The organism is Clostridium beijerinckii (assembly GCF_018223745.1).
Lineage (GTDB): Bacteria > Bacillota > Clostridia > Clostridiales > Clostridiaceae > Clostridium > Clostridium beijerinckii.
Window position 1 is genome coordinate 395,448 of sequence record NZ_CP073653.1, and the last position, 20,339, is coordinate 415,786.

At 30.4% G+C, this 20,339-nt stretch carries 18 protein-coding genes and 19 tRNA genes; 34 read left to right on the forward strand and 3 right to left on the reverse strand.

The features are described from left to right. Nucleotides 1-123 precede the first annotated feature (123 nt). A complete protein-coding gene (locus tag KEC93_RS01875; RefSeq protein WP_077868532.1) occupies nucleotides 124-1,863 on the reverse strand; it encodes a hypothetical protein in 1,740 nt (579 codons plus the stop codon). Nucleotides 1,864-1,959: 96 nt separating this feature from the next. Here KEC93_RS01875 and KEC93_RS01880 point away from each other — a divergent pair, with 96 nt between their 5' ends. The 22 genes from KEC93_RS01880 (at nucleotide 1,960) to KEC93_RS01985 (ending at nucleotide 6,345) form a co-directional block, all read left to right on the forward strand. Then, nucleotides 1,960-2,934: an AIR synthase family protein gene (locus tag KEC93_RS01880; RefSeq protein ID WP_023976007.1), complete on the forward strand. Its 975-nt coding sequence runs from the start codon at nucleotides 1,960-1,962 to the stop codon at nucleotides 2,932-2,934. 216 nt (nucleotides 2,935-3,150) lie between these two features. Beyond that, a complete protein-coding gene (locus tag KEC93_RS01885; RefSeq protein WP_077868533.1) occupies nucleotides 3,151-3,765 on the forward strand; it encodes an XTP/dITP diphosphatase in 615 nt (204 codons plus the stop codon). Nucleotides 3,766-3,841: 76 nt separating this feature from the next. Next, nucleotides 3,842-4,321 (forward strand): metallophosphoesterase, encoded by a 480-nt coding sequence (locus tag KEC93_RS01890; RefSeq protein WP_017209853.1) that lies wholly within the window; start codon nucleotides 3,842-3,844, stop codon nucleotides 4,319-4,321. A gap of 125 nt (nucleotides 4,322-4,446) precedes the next feature. Further along, nucleotides 4,447-4,522 (forward strand) — tRNA-Pro (locus KEC93_RS01895). A 17-nt stretch (nucleotides 4,523-4,539) separates the two neighbouring features. Continuing rightward, nucleotides 4,540-4,613 (forward strand) — tRNA-Gly (locus KEC93_RS01900). A gap of 150 nt (nucleotides 4,614-4,763) precedes the next feature. Beyond that, nucleotides 4,764-4,840: transfer RNA gene (locus tag KEC93_RS01905), tRNA-Arg, on the forward strand. 6 nt (nucleotides 4,841-4,846) lie between these two features. Beyond that, nucleotides 4,847-4,922: transfer RNA gene (locus tag KEC93_RS01910), tRNA-Pro, on the forward strand. Nucleotides 4,923-4,938: 16 nt separating this feature from the next. Beyond that, nucleotides 4,939-5,012: transfer RNA gene (locus KEC93_RS01915), tRNA-Gly, on the forward strand. Nucleotides 5,013-5,047: 35 nt separating this feature from the next. Continuing rightward, nucleotides 5,048-5,124, forward strand: a tRNA-Arg gene (locus KEC93_RS01920). 5 nt (nucleotides 5,125-5,129) lie between these two features. Further along, a tRNA-His gene (locus KEC93_RS01925) sits at nucleotides 5,130-5,205 on the forward strand. Nucleotides 5,206-5,208: 3 nt separating this feature from the next. Continuing rightward, nucleotides 5,209-5,283: transfer RNA gene (locus tag KEC93_RS01930), tRNA-Gln, on the forward strand. 7 nt (nucleotides 5,284-5,290) lie between these two features. After that, nucleotides 5,291-5,366, forward strand: a tRNA-Lys gene (locus KEC93_RS01935). A 17-nt stretch (nucleotides 5,367-5,383) separates the two neighbouring features. After that, nucleotides 5,384-5,468: transfer RNA gene (locus tag KEC93_RS01940), tRNA-Leu, on the forward strand. A 5-nt stretch (nucleotides 5,469-5,473) separates the two neighbouring features. Next, nucleotides 5,474-5,548: transfer RNA gene (locus KEC93_RS01945), tRNA-Gly, on the forward strand. Between the two features lie 23 nt (nucleotides 5,549-5,571). After that, nucleotides 5,572-5,645 (forward strand) — tRNA-Gly (locus KEC93_RS01950). Between the two features lie 5 nt (nucleotides 5,646-5,650). Further along, nucleotides 5,651-5,726, forward strand: a tRNA-Lys gene (locus KEC93_RS01955). A gap of 57 nt (nucleotides 5,727-5,783) precedes the next feature. After that, a tRNA-Gln gene (locus tag KEC93_RS01960) sits at nucleotides 5,784-5,858 on the forward strand. 7 nt (nucleotides 5,859-5,865) lie between these two features. Continuing rightward, nucleotides 5,866-5,941: transfer RNA gene (locus tag KEC93_RS01965), tRNA-Lys, on the forward strand. A gap of 19 nt (nucleotides 5,942-5,960) precedes the next feature. After that, nucleotides 5,961-6,045: transfer RNA gene (locus KEC93_RS01970), tRNA-Leu, on the forward strand. A 5-nt stretch (nucleotides 6,046-6,050) separates the two neighbouring features. Next, nucleotides 6,051-6,125: transfer RNA gene (locus tag KEC93_RS01975), tRNA-Gly, on the forward strand. 23 nt (nucleotides 6,126-6,148) lie between these two features. Next, a tRNA-Gly gene (locus KEC93_RS01980) sits at nucleotides 6,149-6,222 on the forward strand. 46 nt (nucleotides 6,223-6,268) lie between these two features. Continuing rightward, nucleotides 6,269-6,345 (forward strand) — tRNA-Arg (locus KEC93_RS01985). Between the two features lie 254 nt (nucleotides 6,346-6,599). Here KEC93_RS01985 and KEC93_RS01990 read toward each other — a convergent pair. Both KEC93_RS01990 and KEC93_RS01995 read right to left on the reverse strand, forming a co-directional pair. Beyond that, nucleotides 6,600-7,799, reverse strand: a complete 1,200-nt coding sequence (locus tag KEC93_RS01990; RefSeq protein WP_077868534.1) for a tyrosine-type recombinase/integrase — start codon at nucleotides 7,797-7,799, stop codon at nucleotides 6,600-6,602. Between the two features lie 21 nt (nucleotides 7,800-7,820). Continuing rightward, nucleotides 7,821-8,153, reverse strand: coding sequence for a helix-turn-helix domain-containing protein (locus tag KEC93_RS01995; protein ID WP_077868535.1), 333 nt, complete (start codon nucleotides 8,151-8,153; stop codon nucleotides 7,821-7,823). A gap of 132 nt (nucleotides 8,154-8,285) precedes the next feature. Between KEC93_RS01995 and KEC93_RS02000 the strand changes: the two genes are divergently transcribed. From KEC93_RS02000 to KEC93_RS02055, 12 genes are all read left to right on the forward strand, one after another. Then, on the forward strand, nucleotides 8,286-8,465 hold the full coding sequence (locus KEC93_RS02000) for a helix-turn-helix domain-containing protein (RefSeq protein WP_077868536.1): 180 nt from the start codon (nucleotides 8,286-8,288) through the stop codon (nucleotides 8,463-8,465). Between the two features lie 45 nt (nucleotides 8,466-8,510). After that, nucleotides 8,511-8,696 (forward strand): helix-turn-helix domain-containing protein, encoded by a 186-nt coding sequence (locus KEC93_RS02005; RefSeq protein ID WP_077868537.1) that lies wholly within the window; start codon nucleotides 8,511-8,513, stop codon nucleotides 8,694-8,696. A 15-nt stretch (nucleotides 8,697-8,711) separates the two neighbouring features. Then, nucleotides 8,712-10,859: a phage/plasmid primase, P4 family gene (locus KEC93_RS02010; protein WP_077868538.1), complete on the forward strand. Its 2,148-nt coding sequence runs from the start codon at nucleotides 8,712-8,714 to the stop codon at nucleotides 10,857-10,859. Between the two features lie 124 nt (nucleotides 10,860-10,983). Then, on the forward strand, nucleotides 10,984-11,508 hold the full coding sequence (locus KEC93_RS02015) for a DUF722 domain-containing protein (RefSeq protein ID WP_172462781.1): 525 nt from the start codon (nucleotides 10,984-10,986) through the stop codon (nucleotides 11,506-11,508). Nucleotides 11,509-11,687: 179 nt separating this feature from the next. Beyond that, the gene (locus tag KEC93_RS02020) at nucleotides 11,688-11,972 is read left to right on the forward strand and encodes a hypothetical protein (protein WP_077868540.1); all 285 of its coding nucleotides are present in this window, start codon (nucleotides 11,688-11,690) and stop codon (nucleotides 11,970-11,972) included. A 16-nt stretch (nucleotides 11,973-11,988) separates the two neighbouring features. Continuing rightward, nucleotides 11,989-13,182, forward strand: a complete 1,194-nt coding sequence (locus KEC93_RS02025) for a phage major capsid protein (protein WP_077868541.1) — start codon at nucleotides 11,989-11,991, stop codon at nucleotides 13,180-13,182. 253 nt (nucleotides 13,183-13,435) lie between these two features. Next, nucleotides 13,436-14,248 (forward strand): hypothetical protein, encoded by an 813-nt coding sequence (locus tag KEC93_RS02030; protein ID WP_077868542.1) that lies wholly within the window; start codon nucleotides 13,436-13,438, stop codon nucleotides 14,246-14,248. Between the two features lie 195 nt (nucleotides 14,249-14,443). Next, nucleotides 14,444-14,776: a hypothetical protein gene (locus tag KEC93_RS02035; protein WP_077868543.1), complete on the forward strand. Its 333-nt coding sequence runs from the start codon at nucleotides 14,444-14,446 to the stop codon at nucleotides 14,774-14,776. A gap of 43 nt (nucleotides 14,777-14,819) precedes the next feature. Continuing rightward, nucleotides 14,820-15,152, forward strand: coding sequence for a hypothetical protein (locus tag KEC93_RS02040; RefSeq protein WP_077868544.1), 333 nt, complete (start codon nucleotides 14,820-14,822; stop codon nucleotides 15,150-15,152). Nucleotides 15,153-16,388: 1,236 nt separating this feature from the next. Then, on the forward strand, nucleotides 16,389-17,501 hold the full coding sequence (locus KEC93_RS02045) for a glycoside hydrolase family 113 (RefSeq protein WP_077868545.1): 1,113 nt from the start codon (nucleotides 16,389-16,391) through the stop codon (nucleotides 17,499-17,501). A 297-nt stretch (nucleotides 17,502-17,798) separates the two neighbouring features. Beyond that, nucleotides 17,799-19,847: an MASE3 domain-containing sensor histidine kinase gene (locus KEC93_RS02050; RefSeq protein ID WP_077868546.1), complete on the forward strand. Its 2,049-nt coding sequence runs from the start codon at nucleotides 17,799-17,801 to the stop codon at nucleotides 19,845-19,847. A 102-nt stretch (nucleotides 19,848-19,949) separates the two neighbouring features. Next, complete coding sequence (locus KEC93_RS02055; RefSeq protein ID WP_077303980.1) at nucleotides 19,950-20,333, forward strand: hypothetical protein; 384 nt, start codon at nucleotides 19,950-19,952, stop codon at nucleotides 20,331-20,333. The last annotated feature ends 6 nt before the right edge of the window (nucleotides 20,334-20,339 follow it).

The following is a 20,339-nucleotide window of genomic DNA, read 5'->3' on the forward strand; positions in this document are numbered from 1 at the left end:
AGATTAATAATTGTCTAGAGCATATGTTTTCAATACAACGTATTATAACTATCCTTATATGTAAATCTTATATTTTGATTTACATATAAGGATAGTTTTTTGTAATATCCATATCTATGAATCTTAAAACTTTTTCTTACTGTGTGGATGTTGTGCTTTATTTTTCTTTAGTTTTTTATTTTTAGAAGAATGATTAATTTTAGTCGTACTATCATTGTTTAATGAAGCTATATTAGTATTTTTTTTGAAAGTATTAAAACTATTAAGTACAGGTTGTTTAAAGTTAACAGGGTCTTCTGATTTTGATAAGTTTAATTGTGTCTTTAAGTTACTTACATTACTCTCTGGATTAGATGTAGCTAATGGATTTTTAGAGTTATCTTCTTTTGTGTCAGTTATTGCAGAATCAGTATTTGCGTCAACAGAGTTATCTAAATCAGAGAGTCTTTCTAATCCTAATGGTGGGATAAATTCCATAAAGTCTTCAACCATATCTTTAAGAAGGTAGATAATCATAAAGAAGTTGAACATATTTTTATTACTATCAAAAGAAGTCCTTTTAGTATTTAATGAATCTTTTTTCTTTGAATAACTTAAGCTCTTAACAAATACAGGAGCTAAACCTGTGCTTTTAGGAGTAGGTAATACTGGCATTCTAAAATATATTTCATCTAACATATCATTAGAACGTAGGCTTAATTTCTTATATCGTTCTACCTCATCTAAGGTTGGAGCTTCAGGCCAACTCGTTAAAAGTCCGCCGTTTACGAAGAATTTTCTATAAAGACCAGAAATAATAGGTCGTAGTTCTGAAATCCTGTCTTCTTGAAATGAATACATAAGTAAACATAAAAGATATAGATTAATTTCAATGCAAGAGTATTTACTATCTTTCTTATCAGACAATTTTATAAATATATTTTTATCTGTATCATATAAACTAATCAGTTTTTCAGTAATCTCTTTAGAGAATTCTTTAAAAGAAATTATTTCTGTATGTTTATAAGCTTCCATTAGACAGATAGAAAATAATGCACAATCATCTATAGAATCAATATAGTAATCTTTTTCTTGAAATTTAGAAATCAAAAAGTCACCCAAGTCTAAAATTAATTCTTTCGCATTTTGTGAACACGAATATTTATAATGAATATTTAGAGCGAGAAAAATTTGTATACATTCACTAAACGATAAATCATATAATACAGAATTATAAGTTTTAAACATATCTAGAATTTCGTTTGAAAATGCAGCATAATCTTTGCTAAGTTCATCACTATCATTATAATGTGAGTATAGTAAGTAAGCAGCCATCATAAAAGCTTGATCTGAAAATTTAAATTTATCATCTTTATCTATTAAAGAAAATCCCTTAGAATTTCCATCAGATATATTTTTTTTATCTACAAATAAGCCTTCATTATTTCGTAAGTTTTCAGAATAGAATTGTAACTGCTCTCTAGCAAGGAATTTAAATGGTTTCTCAAGAGATACTATATTTCTTTTTCCATCACTATAATGTGAATAATATTCGCTTAATTCAAGTAAACATAAAGTCATAAGAGCACTAGTAGAAGGGCTTATTTCCTTTTTAAAACTTGCCTCATCAAAACTAGGGCTGCTTTTACTATGAATAAATAACGGTGAAGCTTTTCTATATAAGCATAATAGTGGAGAAAAATTATTTAATATGCTAATATCTTCTATAGGAGATTTTTTTGAAGCTCTAGTTTGAGCTAAAATTCCGCATTTAGAGTTTAGAACCAAAGTCTTTATTGATTCTTTGGATAAGTAAAAAAGTTGACCACTAATTTCTTTTTGGGAAAGACTGTTCATCCTAAAAAATGGTCCTATATATCTCAATGTATAACACCTCTCATAAAATTCTCATCTTATTCATTAATATGAAATTTGTAAACAAAAAGTACATAAAATAAAAATAAAAGGAGATTTTTTATAATGAAGGAAGGAAAATTAGATTTCGAGGATTTGAGAAATATCATATTAAATAATAAAACAATTAAGAGAAAGGAGGTAAAAATTAGAAATGATGTTGGAGAAGATTGCTCTATTATTGATTTTGGAGAATATGAAGGAATATTTTCTACAGATCCGATAACAGGAGCAAGTGAGAATGTTGGGAAACTAGCAGTACATATTAATTGTAATGATATAGCATCAGCAGGTGGAGAGCCTATAGGTATTTTAGTTACAATATTGGCGCCAACATCATCAACATTACAAGAGATAAACGAAATCATGAAGGAAATTAATGAAGAAGCAGCTAAGATTAATGTAGAGATTATAGGAGGACATACAGAAGTAACAAGTGCAGTAAATAAGATGGTTATATCCGTAACAGTGATAGGAAAGAATTTAAAAGGTAAATCTGTAAAAACTGCAGGAGCGCAATTAGGAGATGACATAATAGTAACTAAAACATTAGGGTTAGAGGGCACATATATCTTAATAAATGACCATAAAGCAAGAATCGAGAAAATTTTATCAAAAGAAGAGATAGAATTTGGAAGTAATTTAATCAATAAGCTAAGTGTTCTTAGAGAAGGAAAAATAGGCGGAGAATTTGGCGTTAATTCAATGCATGATATAACAGAAGGAGGACTACTTGGAGGACTTTTTGAGGTTGCTATGGCATCAAATAAAGGCTTTAAAATATTTAAAGAGAAAATACCAATGTTGGATATAACTAAAAAGGTTTGCGAAGAATTCAAAATAGATCCACTTAGGCTCATATCATCTGGGAGTATGCTTATTACTACTAAAAATGGTGGAGGGCTTATAAAACTTCTAAATGAAAGTGGAATTGAGGCTAGTATAATAGGAAAGATATGTGAGAGTGGAGCATTATTAATAGATGATGATATTGAAATAGAGGTTGAAGCACCTAAAAGAGATGAATTATTTAATATATAGTAAGAATGCTAAAAGATTAATGTGTTTCAAGTAAATTAGTTGGAATCATATAAAGGTTATTTAGGAATATATAGTGTTAATTAGGTTACTTAAAAATGAAAAAGTGATAATATTATTAGTGATAGAAAAGCAAAAGAACCAGTGGGTTTAAAGCACTTTATAGAGTAATTATGAAATTTGAAATTTTTATTGTAAATGAGCAAAAGGAGATATATAATGAAAAAATTAATATTAGCTAGTAATAATAAGAAAAAGATTAAAGAAATGAAAGAAATATTAAAAGAGATAGATATAGAAGTTAGATCATTGGAAGATGAGCGTATAAACATAGATGTAGTTGAAGATGGAAAAACATTTGAAGAGAATGCAAAAAAGAAAGCAAAGGAAATATATGAATATCTGGTGGAAAGAAAAGATAGTAATTTTATTGTATTAGCAGATGATTCGGGATTAGAAGTAAATTACTTAAATGGGGAGCCTGGAATTTATTCTGCTAGATATGCAGGGGAACATGGAAATGATTCAAAAAATAATGAAAAGCTTTTAAACAAGTTAAAAGGAGTTTTAAAAAGCAATAGAGGAGCTAAGTTTATTTGTCAATTAGCTATGTTCACAGATAAGGGGGAGTATTTTAAAGTTACAGGTGAAGTAGAAGGATATATTATAGAAGAACTACATGGAGATGGGGGATTTGGATATGATCCATTATTTTTCTACGAGCCATTAGATAAAACTTTTGCAGAGTTAACTTCAGAGGAGAAAAATGAAATAAGTCACAGAGGAAAGGCATTAAAGGAATTAAAAAAGGTAATTAATAAATTAATTTATTAGAAAGTTATTCCAGGTAAATAGGCTCTTTACTATATAAGAGTTAAATAAATAATAATGCAGGAGGAGAAATTAAATTATGTTAATTGCAGTTGTAAGTGATACACATAGGATGACTAAATATATTAATTTGGCTAAGAGGCTAATAAAGGATGCTGATATTTTGATACATTTAGGAGATAACATTGATGATGCAGAATTATTGGAAAATACTTTTAAAGGAAAAGTATATGCTGTTGCAGGTAATTGCGATTATTCAACTAAGTATCCAAAGGAATCTGTTATAGAAGTGAATGGAAAAAAGATATTTTTTACACATGGTGACCTATATGGGGTAAAGAGTTCTATGAATAATATCTATTATAGGGGAAGAGAATTAAATGCTGACATTGTGTTATTCGGTCATACACATCAGCAATTAGTAGAGAAAGAAGATGATATGATATTAATGAATCCAGGAAGTATATCATTACCTAAATTTAAAGGGAGATGTATAGGTTTTATAAACATCGATAATAATGGGGAAGTAGATGCATATTTAAAAGAAATTAGGGAATAATGATTAAATATTTAAATTTATTATGAAAAATTATAAAAAAGGTATTGACGAAACAGATTTGATATTGTAGAATAATCATTGTCGCTGAGAGATGAGTGACAAGTTGAAAAACTAGTTAAGATTCTCGGGGTGTGGCGCAGATGGGAGCGCGCGTGGTTTGGGACCATGAGGTCGCAGGTTCAATCCCTGTCACCCCGACCATTTAAAGATTAATATTTGCGGGTATCGTATATCGGTAATACTCCAGCCTTCCAAGCTGGAAAGGTGGGTTCGATTCCCACTACCCGCTCCATTAAAAATTATGATATTAATCAAAGTGGTTAAAAAAAGCCTTGACAAAGTTTGAAGGAACATGTAAAATAAAAAACGTTCCGAAGAAAAAGTTCTTGACAAGATTGCTTGAATAGAGTAAAATGAAAAAGTCTGAAAAGCAATTAAATATGCGTTTTTAGCTCAGCTGGATAGAGCAACGCCCTTCTAAGGCGTGGGCCAGGGGTTCGAATCCCTTAAAACGCACCATTAAATCGGGGTGTGGCGCAGATGGGAGCGCGCGTGGTTTGGGACCATGAGGTCGCAGGTTCAATCCCTGTCACCCCGACCATTTAAAAAATAAATATGCGGGTATCGTATATCGGTAATACTCCAGCCTTCCAAGCTGGAAAGGTGGGTTCGATTCCCACTACCCGCTCCATACAAATTTAATATTTGTAACATAATAAAAGATATGCGTTTTTAGCTCAGCTGGATAGAGCAACGCCCTTCTAAGGCGTGGGCCAGGGGTTCGAATCCCTTAAAACGCACCATTATGGTGAACGTAGTTCAGTTGGTAGAGCGCCAGTTTGTGGCACTGGTTGTCGTGGGTTCGAGTCCCATCGTTCACCCCATACAGGGATATCGCCAAGCGGTAAGGCAATGGACTTTGACTCCATTATTCGTAGGTTCAAATCCTGCTATCCCTGCCATTATTTTGGTTCACTAGCTCAGTCGGTAGAGCACATGACTTTTAATCATGGTGTCCCGGGTTCGATTCCCGGGTGAGCCACCAAATTCATAAAAATTTATGCAGGTGTGGCGGAATTGGCAGACGCACTAGACTTAGGATCTAGCGCCTAACGGTGTAAGAGTTCGACTCTCTTCATCTGCACCAAATGAGCGGAAATGACTCAACGGTAGAGTGCCACCTTGCCAAGGTGGAGGCTGCGGGTTCGAATCCCGTTTTCCGCTCCATTTATATAAGAATAAATGAATATGCGGGTATCGTATATCGGTAATACTCCAGCCTTCCAAGCTGGAAAGGTGGGTTCGATTCCCACTACCCGCTCCAATTATGCGTGATTAGCTCAGTTGGTAGAGCACCTGACTCTTAATCAGGGTGTCCAGGGTTCGAATCCCTGATGACGCACCAATAGTAAACTTATTATTTACTTAAAAATTTGGGATAACATGTAGTTCATTCCATTACAGGGATATCGCCAAGCGGTAAGGCAATGGACTTTGACTCCATTATTCGTAGGTTCAAATCCTGCTATCCCTGCCATTATTTTGGTTCACTAGCTCAGTCGGTAGAGCACATGACTTTTAATCATGGTGTCCCGGGTTCGATTCCCGGGTGAGCCACCAAATTTATAAAAAAACTTATGCAGGTGTGGCGGAATTGGCAGACGCACTAGACTTAGGATCTAGCGCCTAACGGTGTAAGAGTTCGACTCTCTTCATCTGCACCAAATGAGCGGAAATGACTCAACGGTAGAGTGCCACCTTGCCAAGGTGGAGGCTGCGGGTTCGAATCCCGTTTTCCGCTCCATTTATATAAAAATAAATAAATATGCGGGTATCGTATATCGGTAATACTCCAGCCTTCCAAGCTGGAAAGGTGGGTTCGATTCCCACTACCCGCTCCAAAAAACAACTGATTTCAGTTGTTTTTATTTATATAAAAATTAATATGCACTTGTAGTTCAGTTGGATAGAGCGTTGGACTTCGAATCCAGAAGTCGTGGGTTCGAATCCCACCAAGTGTACCAAACATGAGAAATACCAACGGTTTAGAGAAATTTAAATCGTTGGTATTTTGATTTTACACCACTTTTTACACCGTATAAAAATTTTTACACCTTTTATCTAAAATAGTAGTATCATAAACTCATACTATTCTAAAAATAGTGTACTTAGCGTACTGAAAGATGCAAAGCATTGCTAATACTGGTATAGATGAATTAAGTGCACTAAATAATTATAAAATTTAGTGTACTTTTTTAAAAGAATAAAAAAAGAAGGCTTATTTAGCCTTCATGGATATATATAGGTCATTTAATTTTGATGTAGCCATAACTTTTATATTTTCGAGCACATGAGTATAAGTATCTAAAGTAATAGAGATATCACTATGTCCTAATAATTCTTGAACTGTTTTTGGAGATTCTCCAAGTTCAAAAAGACGTGTTGCATAAGTATGTCGTAAATCATGGAATGTTCTAGTTTTTATTATTTTAGAATCGTCACTTTTATTAGAATTAATAGTATCAATTATTTTCTTAAATCTTTTTCTTACATTACTGCTATCCAAATATTTACCATCAATAGTGCAAAATACTAGGTTATTATTTTCGTATAAATTAGCAAGTTTTAATTTATATTCTGACTGCTTTAATTTGTACTGCTTAAGTTGTTCTGATAATGCGTTAGGAATCGATACACGTCTATTACTCTTTACTGTTTTAGGCGTTTGTATTATTACTTTTGAAGGTTCACGCCCTTCTCTCGATACTTCAGCTACGTTCTTTGCAGTTTTATTAACACTGACATAGCATCCTTGAAAATTGATATCATTCCATGTAAGAGCAAATAATTCACCTTGACGCATACCAGTATTTAGAGCAGTGAGAAATAACATTTCTAATTCATGCCCCTTGATAGTTGTAATAAACCGTCGATGTTCATCTAAAGAAAATGGTTGAACTTTGTTTGCCTTATTCAATTTAGTTTCTTCGCTCTCTTTAGGGAGTACAATGGCTCCAGTGAAATCTCTAATTAAAATGCTATTATTATAAGCATATCGGATGCATGGAGCTATTAGTTTGTTTAATGCTAATATACAACTTACAGTTGAACCTCTTTTAATTAGTGCATTATAATACTCCTGGATATCGGTTAAGGTTATATCTTTAATCTTAATTTTAGATAAAGGACTATTTTTTATATAGTTTCTATAAATTATTTCATACCTTTCCTTAGTAGAAGGCTTTAAAGTTAAAAACTTTACATCAAAGAGCCAGTTAGCAAAAAAAGTTTCAAAGACCTCCTTATTATTAATAATGTTATTCTCAAGTTCATTTCTAATTTTTCGTATTTTTTGATCAAGTTCTTTGACAGTTGTTGCATATACATCTTTGGGTTTATTTAAGTTATTATGTCTCAATCTAAAGTAATAATATTCTTTACCATTGATAGTTCTTTTAAGATAATTAGTTTTTGCCATATACTCACCTTTTCTTAAAATCTATTTTTTAATTTCTATTTTAATTGGAAAGTCTTCACGACTATTTAACTCAGTTATTAACTGCCAGGTTGATAATTCGGATAAATCTCTTTTGATTGTTGCACCCTCACGGTTTAATTTGTTAATGTATGCGGAAGATTGACCATTTATTAATTCATCTATAGATACTTCAAGAATTTGTGCAATCATATTTAATGTTTCATAGTTAGGTTTTCTTTTGTTAAGTTCATAATTTTGAATAGAGCTAGTTGCAACACCTATTGCATTAGCTAATTCTTCTTGAGTTAATCCCTTGTCGCGTCTTAGATCTCCTATATTCTTTCCAAAGTCCATAATAATCACCTCGAATACATTATATAACAGCACATTCAAAATGGCTATATAAAAATACAGGAAAATTATTGACACGTTCACAATGGCGGTGTATATTATAAATAACAATACGGTCGAAATGGAGGTGGTAAAGTGAATTTAAAATTATTTAGGACTAGAAAAAAGTGGTCTCAGTGTGATTTATCCAGTAAGTCAGGGGTATGCACGTCTGTAATATCTAAAATAGAGAACGGTCATATTGACACAGTACAAGTTGGCTTATTAAAGAAACTTGCATTAGCTTTGGATATTGAAGTTTCTTATTTGTTATAAAAAGAAGACTATAAATTTTAAGTTAGATTAAGGAGAGGTATGCTAATGAATAAAACAGAAGATAAAATAGTAATATCACCAAAGGAGGCAATGCCGATCTTAGGCGTTGGAAGAAATACAATGTATGAAGTCTTATTAAAAGATAGGAACTTTCCGGCATTTAAAATCGGGACTAAATTTTATATTAATAAAGATAAGCTCCAAGAATGGGCAGATAAACAATGTAGATAAAAAGTGGGGGAATTGATGGATAAAGTTATTTTTAAAACTATAGAGAATAAAAATTTATTTCCAATGGTTCAATTGAACAACTATTCTAAAAGACCGATAGTAAAATGGGGCAATGAGGAAAATTGGATAAAAGATGCACAATCACTCGAAGATTTTCAAATTTCATCAAGTAAAAGTGTCACTGGATTTTCTATTCTAACAGGAAAGAATAGCAATATTATGGTTGTGGATTTAGATAGAAACCATGGCGAAAACTCAATTGACGGTATAGAAGTATTTGAAAATTTAATAAAAGACTTTACTGAAGATGATAAGCAACAAATAAAGAGTACATTTACAGTTGGAACACCTAACGGTGGAAAGCATTTATATTTTAAATATCAAGAAGGGCTAAAAAATAGGCCTAATTATGCAAGTGGTATTGATATTAGAACTGACGGAGGATTGATTGTATTACCTGGTAGTAAAGCAAAGATAAAAAGCGGAAAAGTCAGAGAATATACAATAATAAATGATACTAATATAAATGAAATGCCAAAAGGATTGTTTGATAGGTTCATGCAATTGGATAATTCAGTTAAAATTAAAACAGTTGAATCAATAACTTTAAGTACTGGTTATACATATAAAGAGGGGACTAGAAATCAAGAACTTTTTAAAGAAGTTATTGGAATAGTAAGTAAATCAAGTATAAGAGATATTACAACAATAATGTCAATTGCAAAAGGGCTAAACTTGCTTAAATGTAATCCGCCTTTGGATGATAATGAAGTTCAAAGTATTATTGGAAGTATAGCACAAAGATTGCATCCATCTTATTGTAATGAAAAAGGTAATGTAATTTGTCATTCGTTAGCTAAATACATAATTCAAGAACGGCCAAGCTATCTAAAGGGTAATTTATGGTTTATGTATGATAATGAAGAAGGTTTTTATAAATATATGGAATTTAGAGAAGTGCAAAGAATGTATTTTGATTATGCAGTAAATGATGAGGATATGACGCCTGGGAAAGCAAAAAACTTTGCAGAATCATTAATGTTAATTAGTGAAGACGCAAAAGAAATATATGATGAAAAGAATTATATTAATTGTTTGAATGGGATTATTCATATTAATAATGGTGAGTTATTAGAGCATAACCATAGATATAAAACAGAAGTTCAGTTCAAAGCTAATTTTATTGAAGACTATGAAAGATGGAAAGAACTATTTGATAAATCAGATTTTAAAAAATTTTTATATAGTACGTTGGATGAAGATAGCTTAGAAACACTTCAAGAGAGTTGGGGGCTTATGTTATCACCTCACGCAAAAGAAGTTCAAAATTGTTTTATATATAAGGGAGAAGGTAGTAATGGAAAAAGCGTTGCATTTGATATTCAAGAAGCTTTAATTGATGATAACAAACATGTATGTAGCATTGGATTGGGTGATTTTGGAGAAACGTTTGCAATATCAGTAGCAGAAGGAAAGCATGTTAATATAGTTCGTGATGATGAACTTAGCGGAAAAACTGTTAATAAGGCTTTTAAGTCAATGTGTTGTGGAGAACCAATTACAGTTAATAGAAAAAATAAAGATTTAGTTAGATTAGGCTTTAATATGACCATGTTTTTTGGACTTAACAGGATGCCTAGTGCCTCAGATAAATCAACAGGTTTTTTCAGAAGACCTATTATAATTCCATTTAATAATTCATTTGGAACTGAACGAGAGGTTATAAATGGTATTAGAGATAAAATAAAAGACCCTCAGATTGCAGATAAGATAATTAAAAATGAATTAGATATAGTGTTTACTTGGGCATATTACGGCTTAGATAGAGTGAAAAAAAATAATTGGAAAGTAACAGTAAGTAAATTAGCAGAACAGGAGATGGAAGAATATAGAGAAGAAGTCGATTCGGCATACGCATTTTTTAAAGCAAAGATAAAAAAAATTCACAATAAAAACATTAGAATCCCTATAGGTGAGGTCTACAAGAATTATAAAGATTGGTGTATATTAAATAGCATAATGCCAATGAATCCGACTCATTTAGGAAGGCAATTTAAAAGCTTTGGAATCAATTCAAAAGTAAGTAATAGTATTAGATATTATCTAAGCATTGAAGTTGACGATTTAGAATTAGTAAGAAATACAGAAAAATATTTTAAATAAAAAAATAGCATTTCAAAAACATTGAAACACTACTTATATCTGACAATATAAGTTTACCTTGTATGAAATGCTATGTCAAGAAATTATAACTAACGGAATTAAAATAGCAAGGGGAATACAAAAGATGACAATAACAATAAATAGACAAAAGAATATGATTGGATTTAAAATATCACATAAGGTAAGAATGAAAGAAGTTGAAAAGACACTATATAACTACAAAAATTTTGGGTTAGAAATAGAAAGCTTAGATATACATATTAATTCAATTATAAATGACGTAGGTATAGCGGGAGTATCATATGGAGAAAGATCAAGCCCTACAAATGCATTTTCGAGTAGTGTTGAGAGTGAAGTAATTAAAAGAGAGAAACTATTAGAAATATTGCAAAGTAAAAAACAAAGGTTAATTGAATTAGATCGATTAATTAAAGTTGCCTTAACTAGTTTAGAACCCGAAGAATTAAAGTTAGTCGAATTAAGATATTTTTCAAAGCCAAAAAAGTCATGGATTGAAATAGGAATGACACTTGGGATTGATAAATCTACATGTTGTAGATTCAATCGAAGAATACTAAATAAACTAGATCAATTTTTGATCAGTTTTTCGTCACTTTCTTGCGACTTTTCTGCCGCTTTTATAGGTTGAAAAGATGGTAATATATTAATATAAAGATTATGATAATAAATCTTTATGAGATCTTTTAAGGAATGTTTCCTTGATCTTTCACAACATTTAACATATGGTGTTTTCCTTTTTCAATCATAAGCCTATAGGGGATTTTCCCTATAGGCTTAAATTTATATATTTATTAGGAGTGTGATAGCATGACTGAATTGGCAAAGCAAAAAAGAAACGCATATATGCGTGAGTATAGAAAGAATAATAAAGAAAAAATTAAAGAAATTCAAGAAAAATACTGGGAACGTAAGGCTTTAGGACAAGAAGAAGAATTTAAAACAGAATTAAAGGAGGATAGTACAACTATGAAAGAGTTAAGAACTGAAAAATTAACAGAAAAGCTAGAAAACATGATAGATGGGGAAACAATATCATTTTACGTTGAAGATCTAGATTCAGAAATAGTCGAAGAAATAGAAAGTAATAATTAGGGAGGACTTTATACCAATGATGAAAGTATTAGAAACAAGAGCATTACCACCATTAATAGAAAAGAGAAATGATTTAATTGAAGAAATGGAGGCTTTAACCGATAAAGCGAAACAAGAAAAAAGGGCGTTGAATGTAAATGAAATAAATAGATTTAATGCTATTAAAGGAGAAATAAAATCCATTGACGAAACATTAAAGATCGAGGAAGAGCAAAGAAGCCATATTGAGTGGGTACCCGGTAAGAAAAAAGAAGGGTACACTACAGATGATAAGGAATTACGAGTATTTAAAGAGGGCGAAAAGATCGATATTGAAACTAGAGGTAAGGATGTTAATTTAAGCATAGGTAAATTAGTCAGAGCCATGAGCGGAATTGAAAAGACAGGCGAAGGGGCACAATATCTTAGAGATATGAGTTCAGCCACAGGATCGGTTGTAATTCCACAAAAATTAGCTAATCAGATATTAGATAAAGCAAGGGAACAATCAGCGATATTTGGTAAGATACCAGTTACAGTAATGGAGAATAATAATTTAACAGTTGCTAGAATTTCAAAAGATGCGTCAGCGTCATTCGTAGCCGAGGGTGATTTGATCCCCGAGAGTTCAACGGAATTCATAGGAGTTAAATTAGAGGGTAAAACTTTAGCTATGTATGTACCAGTAACAGAGCAATTACTTGCAAGTGCTAATATATCAGATGTATTAATGAATGCTTGTTCAAAGGCTATTGCCGTTGCATTAGATAAGAATTTATTATATGGTACTGGAACAGGAGCGGAGATCAAAGGTATTACAGCACATGAAAATATAAATAAAGTCGCTCATACTGGTAATGTTGATTATAATATGCTTATTAAGGGTATAGGAGCAACTAAGGGGGCTAATATAGTGCCTAGTGACATAGTATATAATACAACCGTAGGAACTGAGTTATCGATGCTTACGGATGCTAACGGTCAATATATAGTTCCTCCAAGAGCAATAGATAATTACACAATATCTGAAAGTAATAACATAGCAGATAATCAAGCGCTAGTTTATCATAGAGAATGTATGTTATTAGGAGTTAATAAGGATATACAAATGGAATGGGGTTACACTCAAGATGGATTCCAAAGAATGATTAAGGCATTAAGGATTTATATAAGATGTGATTTAGGAATAGTAAATGAAAAAGGTATAAGCTTAGTTACTTCAACAACTTAATATTATATTAATCGGTGTATGGGTTATCTATACACCTTTTTCATTTTAAATTAAAAAGAGATTGGGTAAGTTTTCGACGCTCTAACCAATCTCGCACTTCAAATAGGCAAATTCCTAGCCGTTGCAAAAATGGCTTAGAATTATTATGTTAAATATATCATATGTGAGACGTTTAAATCAAGTATTACATAGCTATTTCATAATTATGGTACAATACTATATAGTTACATTATGTGGTATTGGAGGAAATGGTATGAGTAAGAAATCTATGTGGAAGTGGTTTTTTATAGGTATAGGAATTATTTTAATGCCTTTTATATTAGATGAGTTGTATTCTACACGTATATATGTGTCACATTTAACTAGTTCAGAATGGGCAAGCTTCAATGGAAGTTATATCGGAGCGATAATGGGAGGAATAATTACACTTGTTGGAGTCTGGATAACTATAGGATTTACTAGAGAACAGGCTAAAGAAGATAGACAATTTCAACTAGACCAAGCAAGAAAAGATAGAGAATTTCAAAGGGAACAAGCTAATGAAGATAGAAGATTATCACTAGCACCATATTTGAAATATACTGTTTATGAAAGAGAATCGTCAGAGAAACATAATACAGCAATCATTCATACAGTAGACAGAGATCCTAATCAGATCATACGTGCTACAATAGAATTGAAAAACATTGGAATGGGACCACTGCTATATTTAAGAACGCATAATATAAAATATAATAATGTAGGATTAGATTATAGTTTAGGATCAATTGATATTTTGGAAAAGAATAATAAATGGCTTATGAGAATAGTTTTAGAATTAAGACTAGATGAAATAACAAATTCAAATGATGATATGAATACGTCTCCAAGTAGAAAAGAAGGAGTATTGTCATTTACAATTGGGTATAAGGATTTAATTGATAATCAATATGAACAAGATATAGCAATATCTATGAATGTGAATTATAGATATGAGTGTGCTGGAAATGAGTTGATATTAAATTGTTATAGACCTACATTTAGATTAAGTAAAATTGGAAATACGAGGTTAATAGAAAAAGTTTAATAATATGTATTATTTAATTTATATCCCCCCTATTTTTGCTTATTTCTTCATAAAGATGCTGACACCACACAGCCCCCATTTAGACACACAATTTTCCCTAAATGAAATTTTAAGAAAAAGGAAGTATTAAAAAAAGCATATGAACGAATATTAATATGCTTATTACGTAAAATAAAACCGAAAGGTGGGTGAACAATGAAAAGATTTACTATCCTATTCTTAATTTTTTTATGTTTAACCTTTAGTGTAATTAGATTAATACCTGCATTTGCAGTTGGAAATATATTTACCCAAGGTATCTATAAATTATCTGATTTTAATTTTTCAAAGACTGGTATTTTTACTATTCAAAATATTTCTAATACCGAGGGTATGTATCTATATATTTTAGATGAAAATCAAGTTGTAATGGAATCAATACGATTAAGACCAAGTACACAAAAACTCGATACAGTACCTATCAAGCCTAACTATATCGTTTTAATAATTGGTAAAGGAGAAGTATATCTTAATCCAAAATCATCTTAAATAGTGATTTTGTTTAACGCTTTAATTTAAAGGGGATGTATTTATGAAGAAGTTTACTATCTTATTCTTAATTTTTTTATGCTTATTCTTTAATATAATCGGACTAAAATCTACATTTGCAGTTTCTGGCACATTTAAGCAAGGTATTTACAACTTGTCTGATTTTAATATTTCATCAGGTAATATTTATAGTGTTAGTAATATTTCAAAGACCGATAGTGTTCGTGTATTCATTTTCGATAAAGATTATATTCCAATTCAAGATATAAAGTTAGACCCTGGTTCATTAAATGTCGATACAATACCGATGACGTCTGAGTACATATTTGTAGTAACTGGTGGTGGTGAAGTAACTATCACTCCAAAATCACCCTAAATAGTGATTTTGTTTAACTTCTAATATAGTGTATTAGTAAGAATAAATAACTAGTTAAAATATCGCATTATTCAAATGAATTTGCGGTATTTTTGAGAAAATTTATACTACCCAACATTTATTTATAAATTTTTCACTAAATGAAATTTAAGAAAGGAGGGCGGATCATTTGGTGAGACCAAGCAAAAGCGTTGATTATAAAATAATTTCTAAAATTTTATTTTACAGATTTTTTGTATATAGTTGAGGGCGTTGTGGTGTTGAGATGCTTAATAAGATTTTATAGGAAATGCGGGGGGAATAATGTCAGTACAATAAGTACACTAATAGTACAGAAAGAATTTTGTGTACTATGGCTTTGAAGTAGCTATATATCTAGGTTTATTTATTATAGTACATTAAGTACACTAAAAATGAATATTTACAGGAAATAAGAAAAAATATATTAATGAAAAAAAGAAGATTTTATACTGGAATAGGTTTTACACCGTTTTTTACACCGTATAGAAGGGGAAAAGATAAAAGAAAAAGTACTCAAATAAAAAGGAAATGACAGTATAAAAGGCTTTGACAACAATATAAAAGTATATGGGTGTAATTCTCTTATTTCCAGAAGTCGTGAGTTCGAATCTCACCAAGTGCACCATTAATAATGGTGATGCCAACAATTTAGAGTTTTTCTAAATTGTTGGCGTTTTCTATTTATAGAGCATAAAAAATAAAAATCAGGGTTGGGCTGTCATTACATTTTTGCCTAATTTTTCGTTATATAGTAATATATTAGAAGATGATATATTGATGAGAAGTAATAATAAGGTTATTTAGAAGAACTATGTAAATCTTTGTTATTTCTATTTTGCTCGATAAAATATGTGATGGTGGAACTAAAATTCTATCTAGTCTGATAAAGAGTTATTTTGAGGAAATTCAGAGAAAGGACTAATAGTAGACAGTAAGAATTTAGGTATAATATTTGTAAGAGGGAATGAAAAAATATCTAATATAAACGCGCCTATATTGTAAAAGAGTTTGTTTTCTGAAGTACTTACTGTAAGTCGTGTTGAATATTAAGTTGCTATATTTAGAGCTTGAAGGCTTAATGTTATTAATATAATGTAGGATTTTCCTAGTTATTGAGATTTTTGAAAAAGTAATTTGAGAAATACGCAAACTGAGTAATGAAGGTGTATGGAAATAATATACAATTAACTGATAGAGTAGGTGGTAGGTGATAAAATGACTAAAAGAGGAGTATTAATATTTATTACTTTAAGTATGATTACATTTGCTTTTTATGCTTATAACATTAACGTAGAGTCAAGAGGATTTATTAATGAGATGATTAATAAAATAGAGGGAAAAACATTAAATTCAAAATTTCAAACAAAAATTAAATCTGGGAATTTATCAACTGACTATAATATAGATCAAGTGCTTAAAGATATAGATAAATTGCAGTTGAATACTTTAAATGTTCCAGTAGTTATAAATATAGATAGTAGAACTTCTAGTAATATGATAATAGATAAAGGAAGTGAAAAGAGGGCTATTGAATTACTTAAAAAATTAAGATGGAAGAAAATAAACATAATATTAGAACCTTATCCATGGATTGAAAACGGAAGTGTGGGAGAAACAGATTGGAAACCAGATAATATAGATGAGTTTTTTAATAACTGGACTAATAATGTTTTGAGAAATTTAATTAAAGATATAGCTATACCATATCATGTTGACGCATTAAACATAGGGACTAGTTTTGTGTATATGGAATCTAATGAGCAGAAAATGTGTGATATGGTTGATTATGTTAGAGATCGATATAAAGGTCTATTAACTTATAGAACAAATTTTTGGGTTACAGCGAAAGATTTCTCACCAGAATTTACAGATAAGTATAATGAAAAATTAAATAATAGGATATTTTCAAAGGTAGATTTCATTTCTATAGCAGCTTATTTTGAACTTACTTCTAATGACACGAATACGGTAGAAAATTTAATAAGTTCATTAGAGCGTAGCCAAATATATGATAGAAAACAAAATATAAAACAGGAAGTAAAAAACTTCTATGATAAATGGAATAAGCCAATTTTCTTTGGAGAATTAGGTTTTCCAAGAACTAATAAGGCTTCTGTTCAGCCACATAATCCGTTGATTTCTGATATTGTAAATAATAAGGAACAGGCAAATTGCTTTGAGGCATATAGAAGCGTGTTTGAGAATGAACCTTGGAACCTTGGATTCTCTATATTTGCAATAGGTGAAACTAGTGACGATAAAAAGTATTATCCAAGTGAGGAAAGTGCTGAAATTATAAGAAAATGGTATACAAAAAATGAAAGCTAATAAAAGGATATGTTTATAGGAAGTTTAATAAAAATGTATATAGGCTCTAACTTATAAAGTTTACAGTATATAGAGTTATTGTGAAGAATATGATATTCATGAGATGTTTTTATGATTAGTATTTTTTTAGAGCCTATATATAACTTTCTAAAAGAAGTTATAAAGCTTTTAGAGTTTTCCTATAGCAACGAATACATTTACATATTTATGTATAAGTAGTAAAATAAAGAATAGTGAGATGATTAAACAAATCTAAAGATAATTTTATTAAGAAACGTTTATAAGGAGGTACACATTGTGAGTACAGGAGGAATTAGAAGGCTTTCAAAATCTATCAAATTTGAGTTGTTGATAGAATGGAGCTTTTTTTTTATTTTTATGGGGTTCCTGGTCATTATGAACAACTACAGTAATTTATTTTTTCATACTGGAATTGAGTTATTTATTAATTTTATTTTTGCAGTAGTATTTGTATTTTCTTTTAATACTTATAGAATTAATAAGAACAACTTTTTATTAATATTGGGGATTGGATACTTTTTTGTAGCAGTACTGGGAATATTCCATACGTTTACTTATACTGGAATGCCTTTTTTAAGCAGTATGGATGGATTAAAGATAGCAACTCAATTTTGGATTGCTTCAAGATACATGAGTGCTTTTACATGTTTGATTGCAATAATATTTAAAATAAGCCTACAAAGGAATATAAATCCGTACGCGCTATTCATAGCTTATTTTTGCATAACAATATTTTTGATATCGTCAATATGTATATTTAAAGTTTTTCCAGATTGTTATGTGGAAAATGTGGGGTTGACCTCCTTTAAAATAGTTAGTGAATATGTATTGTGCACTGCATTTTTAATAATTGCTACTGTATTTTTTATATTCGGAAAAAATATTGATAAGTATTTATTTGTATGTTTTGAATGTTTTCTTATATTATCTGGAGTATGCGAAATGTTTTTTGTAAGTTATGTAGTTCCGTCAGAATTTACCACTATAATAGGACATACTGTAATGATTTTAGCTGCATATTTTTTGTACAAAGGAGTTGTAGAGACAGGACTTAGAAAACCCTATAATCTTATGAATAGCGATTTATATACGGCTGATAATAAAGTAAAATTATTTGAAGAAATAATATTTAATAATGAAGAATGTCTTAATATGATAATAAACAACTCGGATAATGCAATATTTGTTATTAGTGATAATAAGTTTATATTTGCGAACAAGAAAATGGCTGAACTCTTGGGAGCGGAAAAGGTTGAAGAAATAATAGGTATAGATATTAAGAAAATAATTACAGATGAAGTTAAAAATGAAGTTTATAAAAGAATAGATAATGCTATATGTAATAGATTAAGTACACCATTTGTTGAAAGCAAGTTATTGAGACTTGATGGTAAACAAGTGGATATTGAAGTTACAAATAGCTTTTGTATTTATAAAGGACAGCCTTCGGCTATGGTTATGCTTAGGGATATTACCTCAAGAAAACAAATACAACTTTTGGAAAACAATATTGAGGAAAATAAAAAATTGATAAGTAAGGCTACAGAACTTAATAAGATGATGACAGAATTCTTTTCTAATATATCCCATGAACTTAAAACACCATTGAATGTACTTCTGGGTGCTGTTCAGATCTTATCATTGTCAGGCAATGATAAAAATAAGTTAGAATCAGGTAAATACTTAAAAACAATGAAACAAAATTGTTATAGGCTTGTAAGACTTGTAAATAACCTTATTGACATATCAAAATTTGATTCTGGATACTTTAAAATGAATCTCCAAAACTACAATGTTGTAAGTGTCATTGAAGATATAACATTATCAATTGCAGATTATGCAAATAATAAGGGGATTGACTTAATATTTGATACAGATGTGGAAGAAAAGGATATGGCAATCGATTTGGATAAAATTGAAAGGATAATGTTAAACTTACTATCTAATGCTATTAAATTTACTGATAAAGGAGGAAAAATATTAGTTAATATGTATGATAAAAAAGATAATATTGTAATATCTGTTAAAGATAATGGCGTTGGAATGCCTAAGGATAAACTAAATATTATTTTTGAAAGATTCGGGCAAGTAGACAAAACGCTTGCGCGCAATAGCCAGGGCAGTGGTATAGGACTATCCCTTGTAAAATCTATTGTAGATATGCATAATGGCGATATTAAGGCTTTTAGTGAACTTGGAAAAGGAAGCGAATTTGTAGTCAAGCTGCCTGTTAGATCTGTCGAAGATAAACTATCATCAGATGGACGTTTATATGAAAGCAAAGTAGAAAAGATAAGTATTGAGTTTTCAGATATATATTATTAAATTTGTAAATTTGCGTAATGATCTGTGCAGAGCACGACATGTAAGTGATGATAGATATGAGTAATATTTATTTAGTATTATAAAGTAAATGAGGAGTAAATAATGGAGATTTTTATTTATAGGACTTATAATGAGTGGTTTGATGATAAACCAACTGAGACCTTGGAGGGCGAGGTGAATTCTATATACAATGGAGTTTTAGTTATTGATACATTGGAAGACTTCAAGAAGTATAGGCAAATACTTTCGTTGAGAAACAACTTTGCAATTGTTTATAAACTTTCATATGGTTTTTTATCGTATGCTAGAGAAATCAATATTTATTCAAATTTTAATTCTTGGCAAAACTCTAATCCGGAAATTACTATTATGGGAGAAGTATGTGAAAGTGAATCCACAGATAGTCACTTAGTCTTTATAACTCAAGAGGGGTTTAAGCAGTGCATATCTTTATGTGGAATTTATGCAGTAACATATGAAAGGTAGGATTAT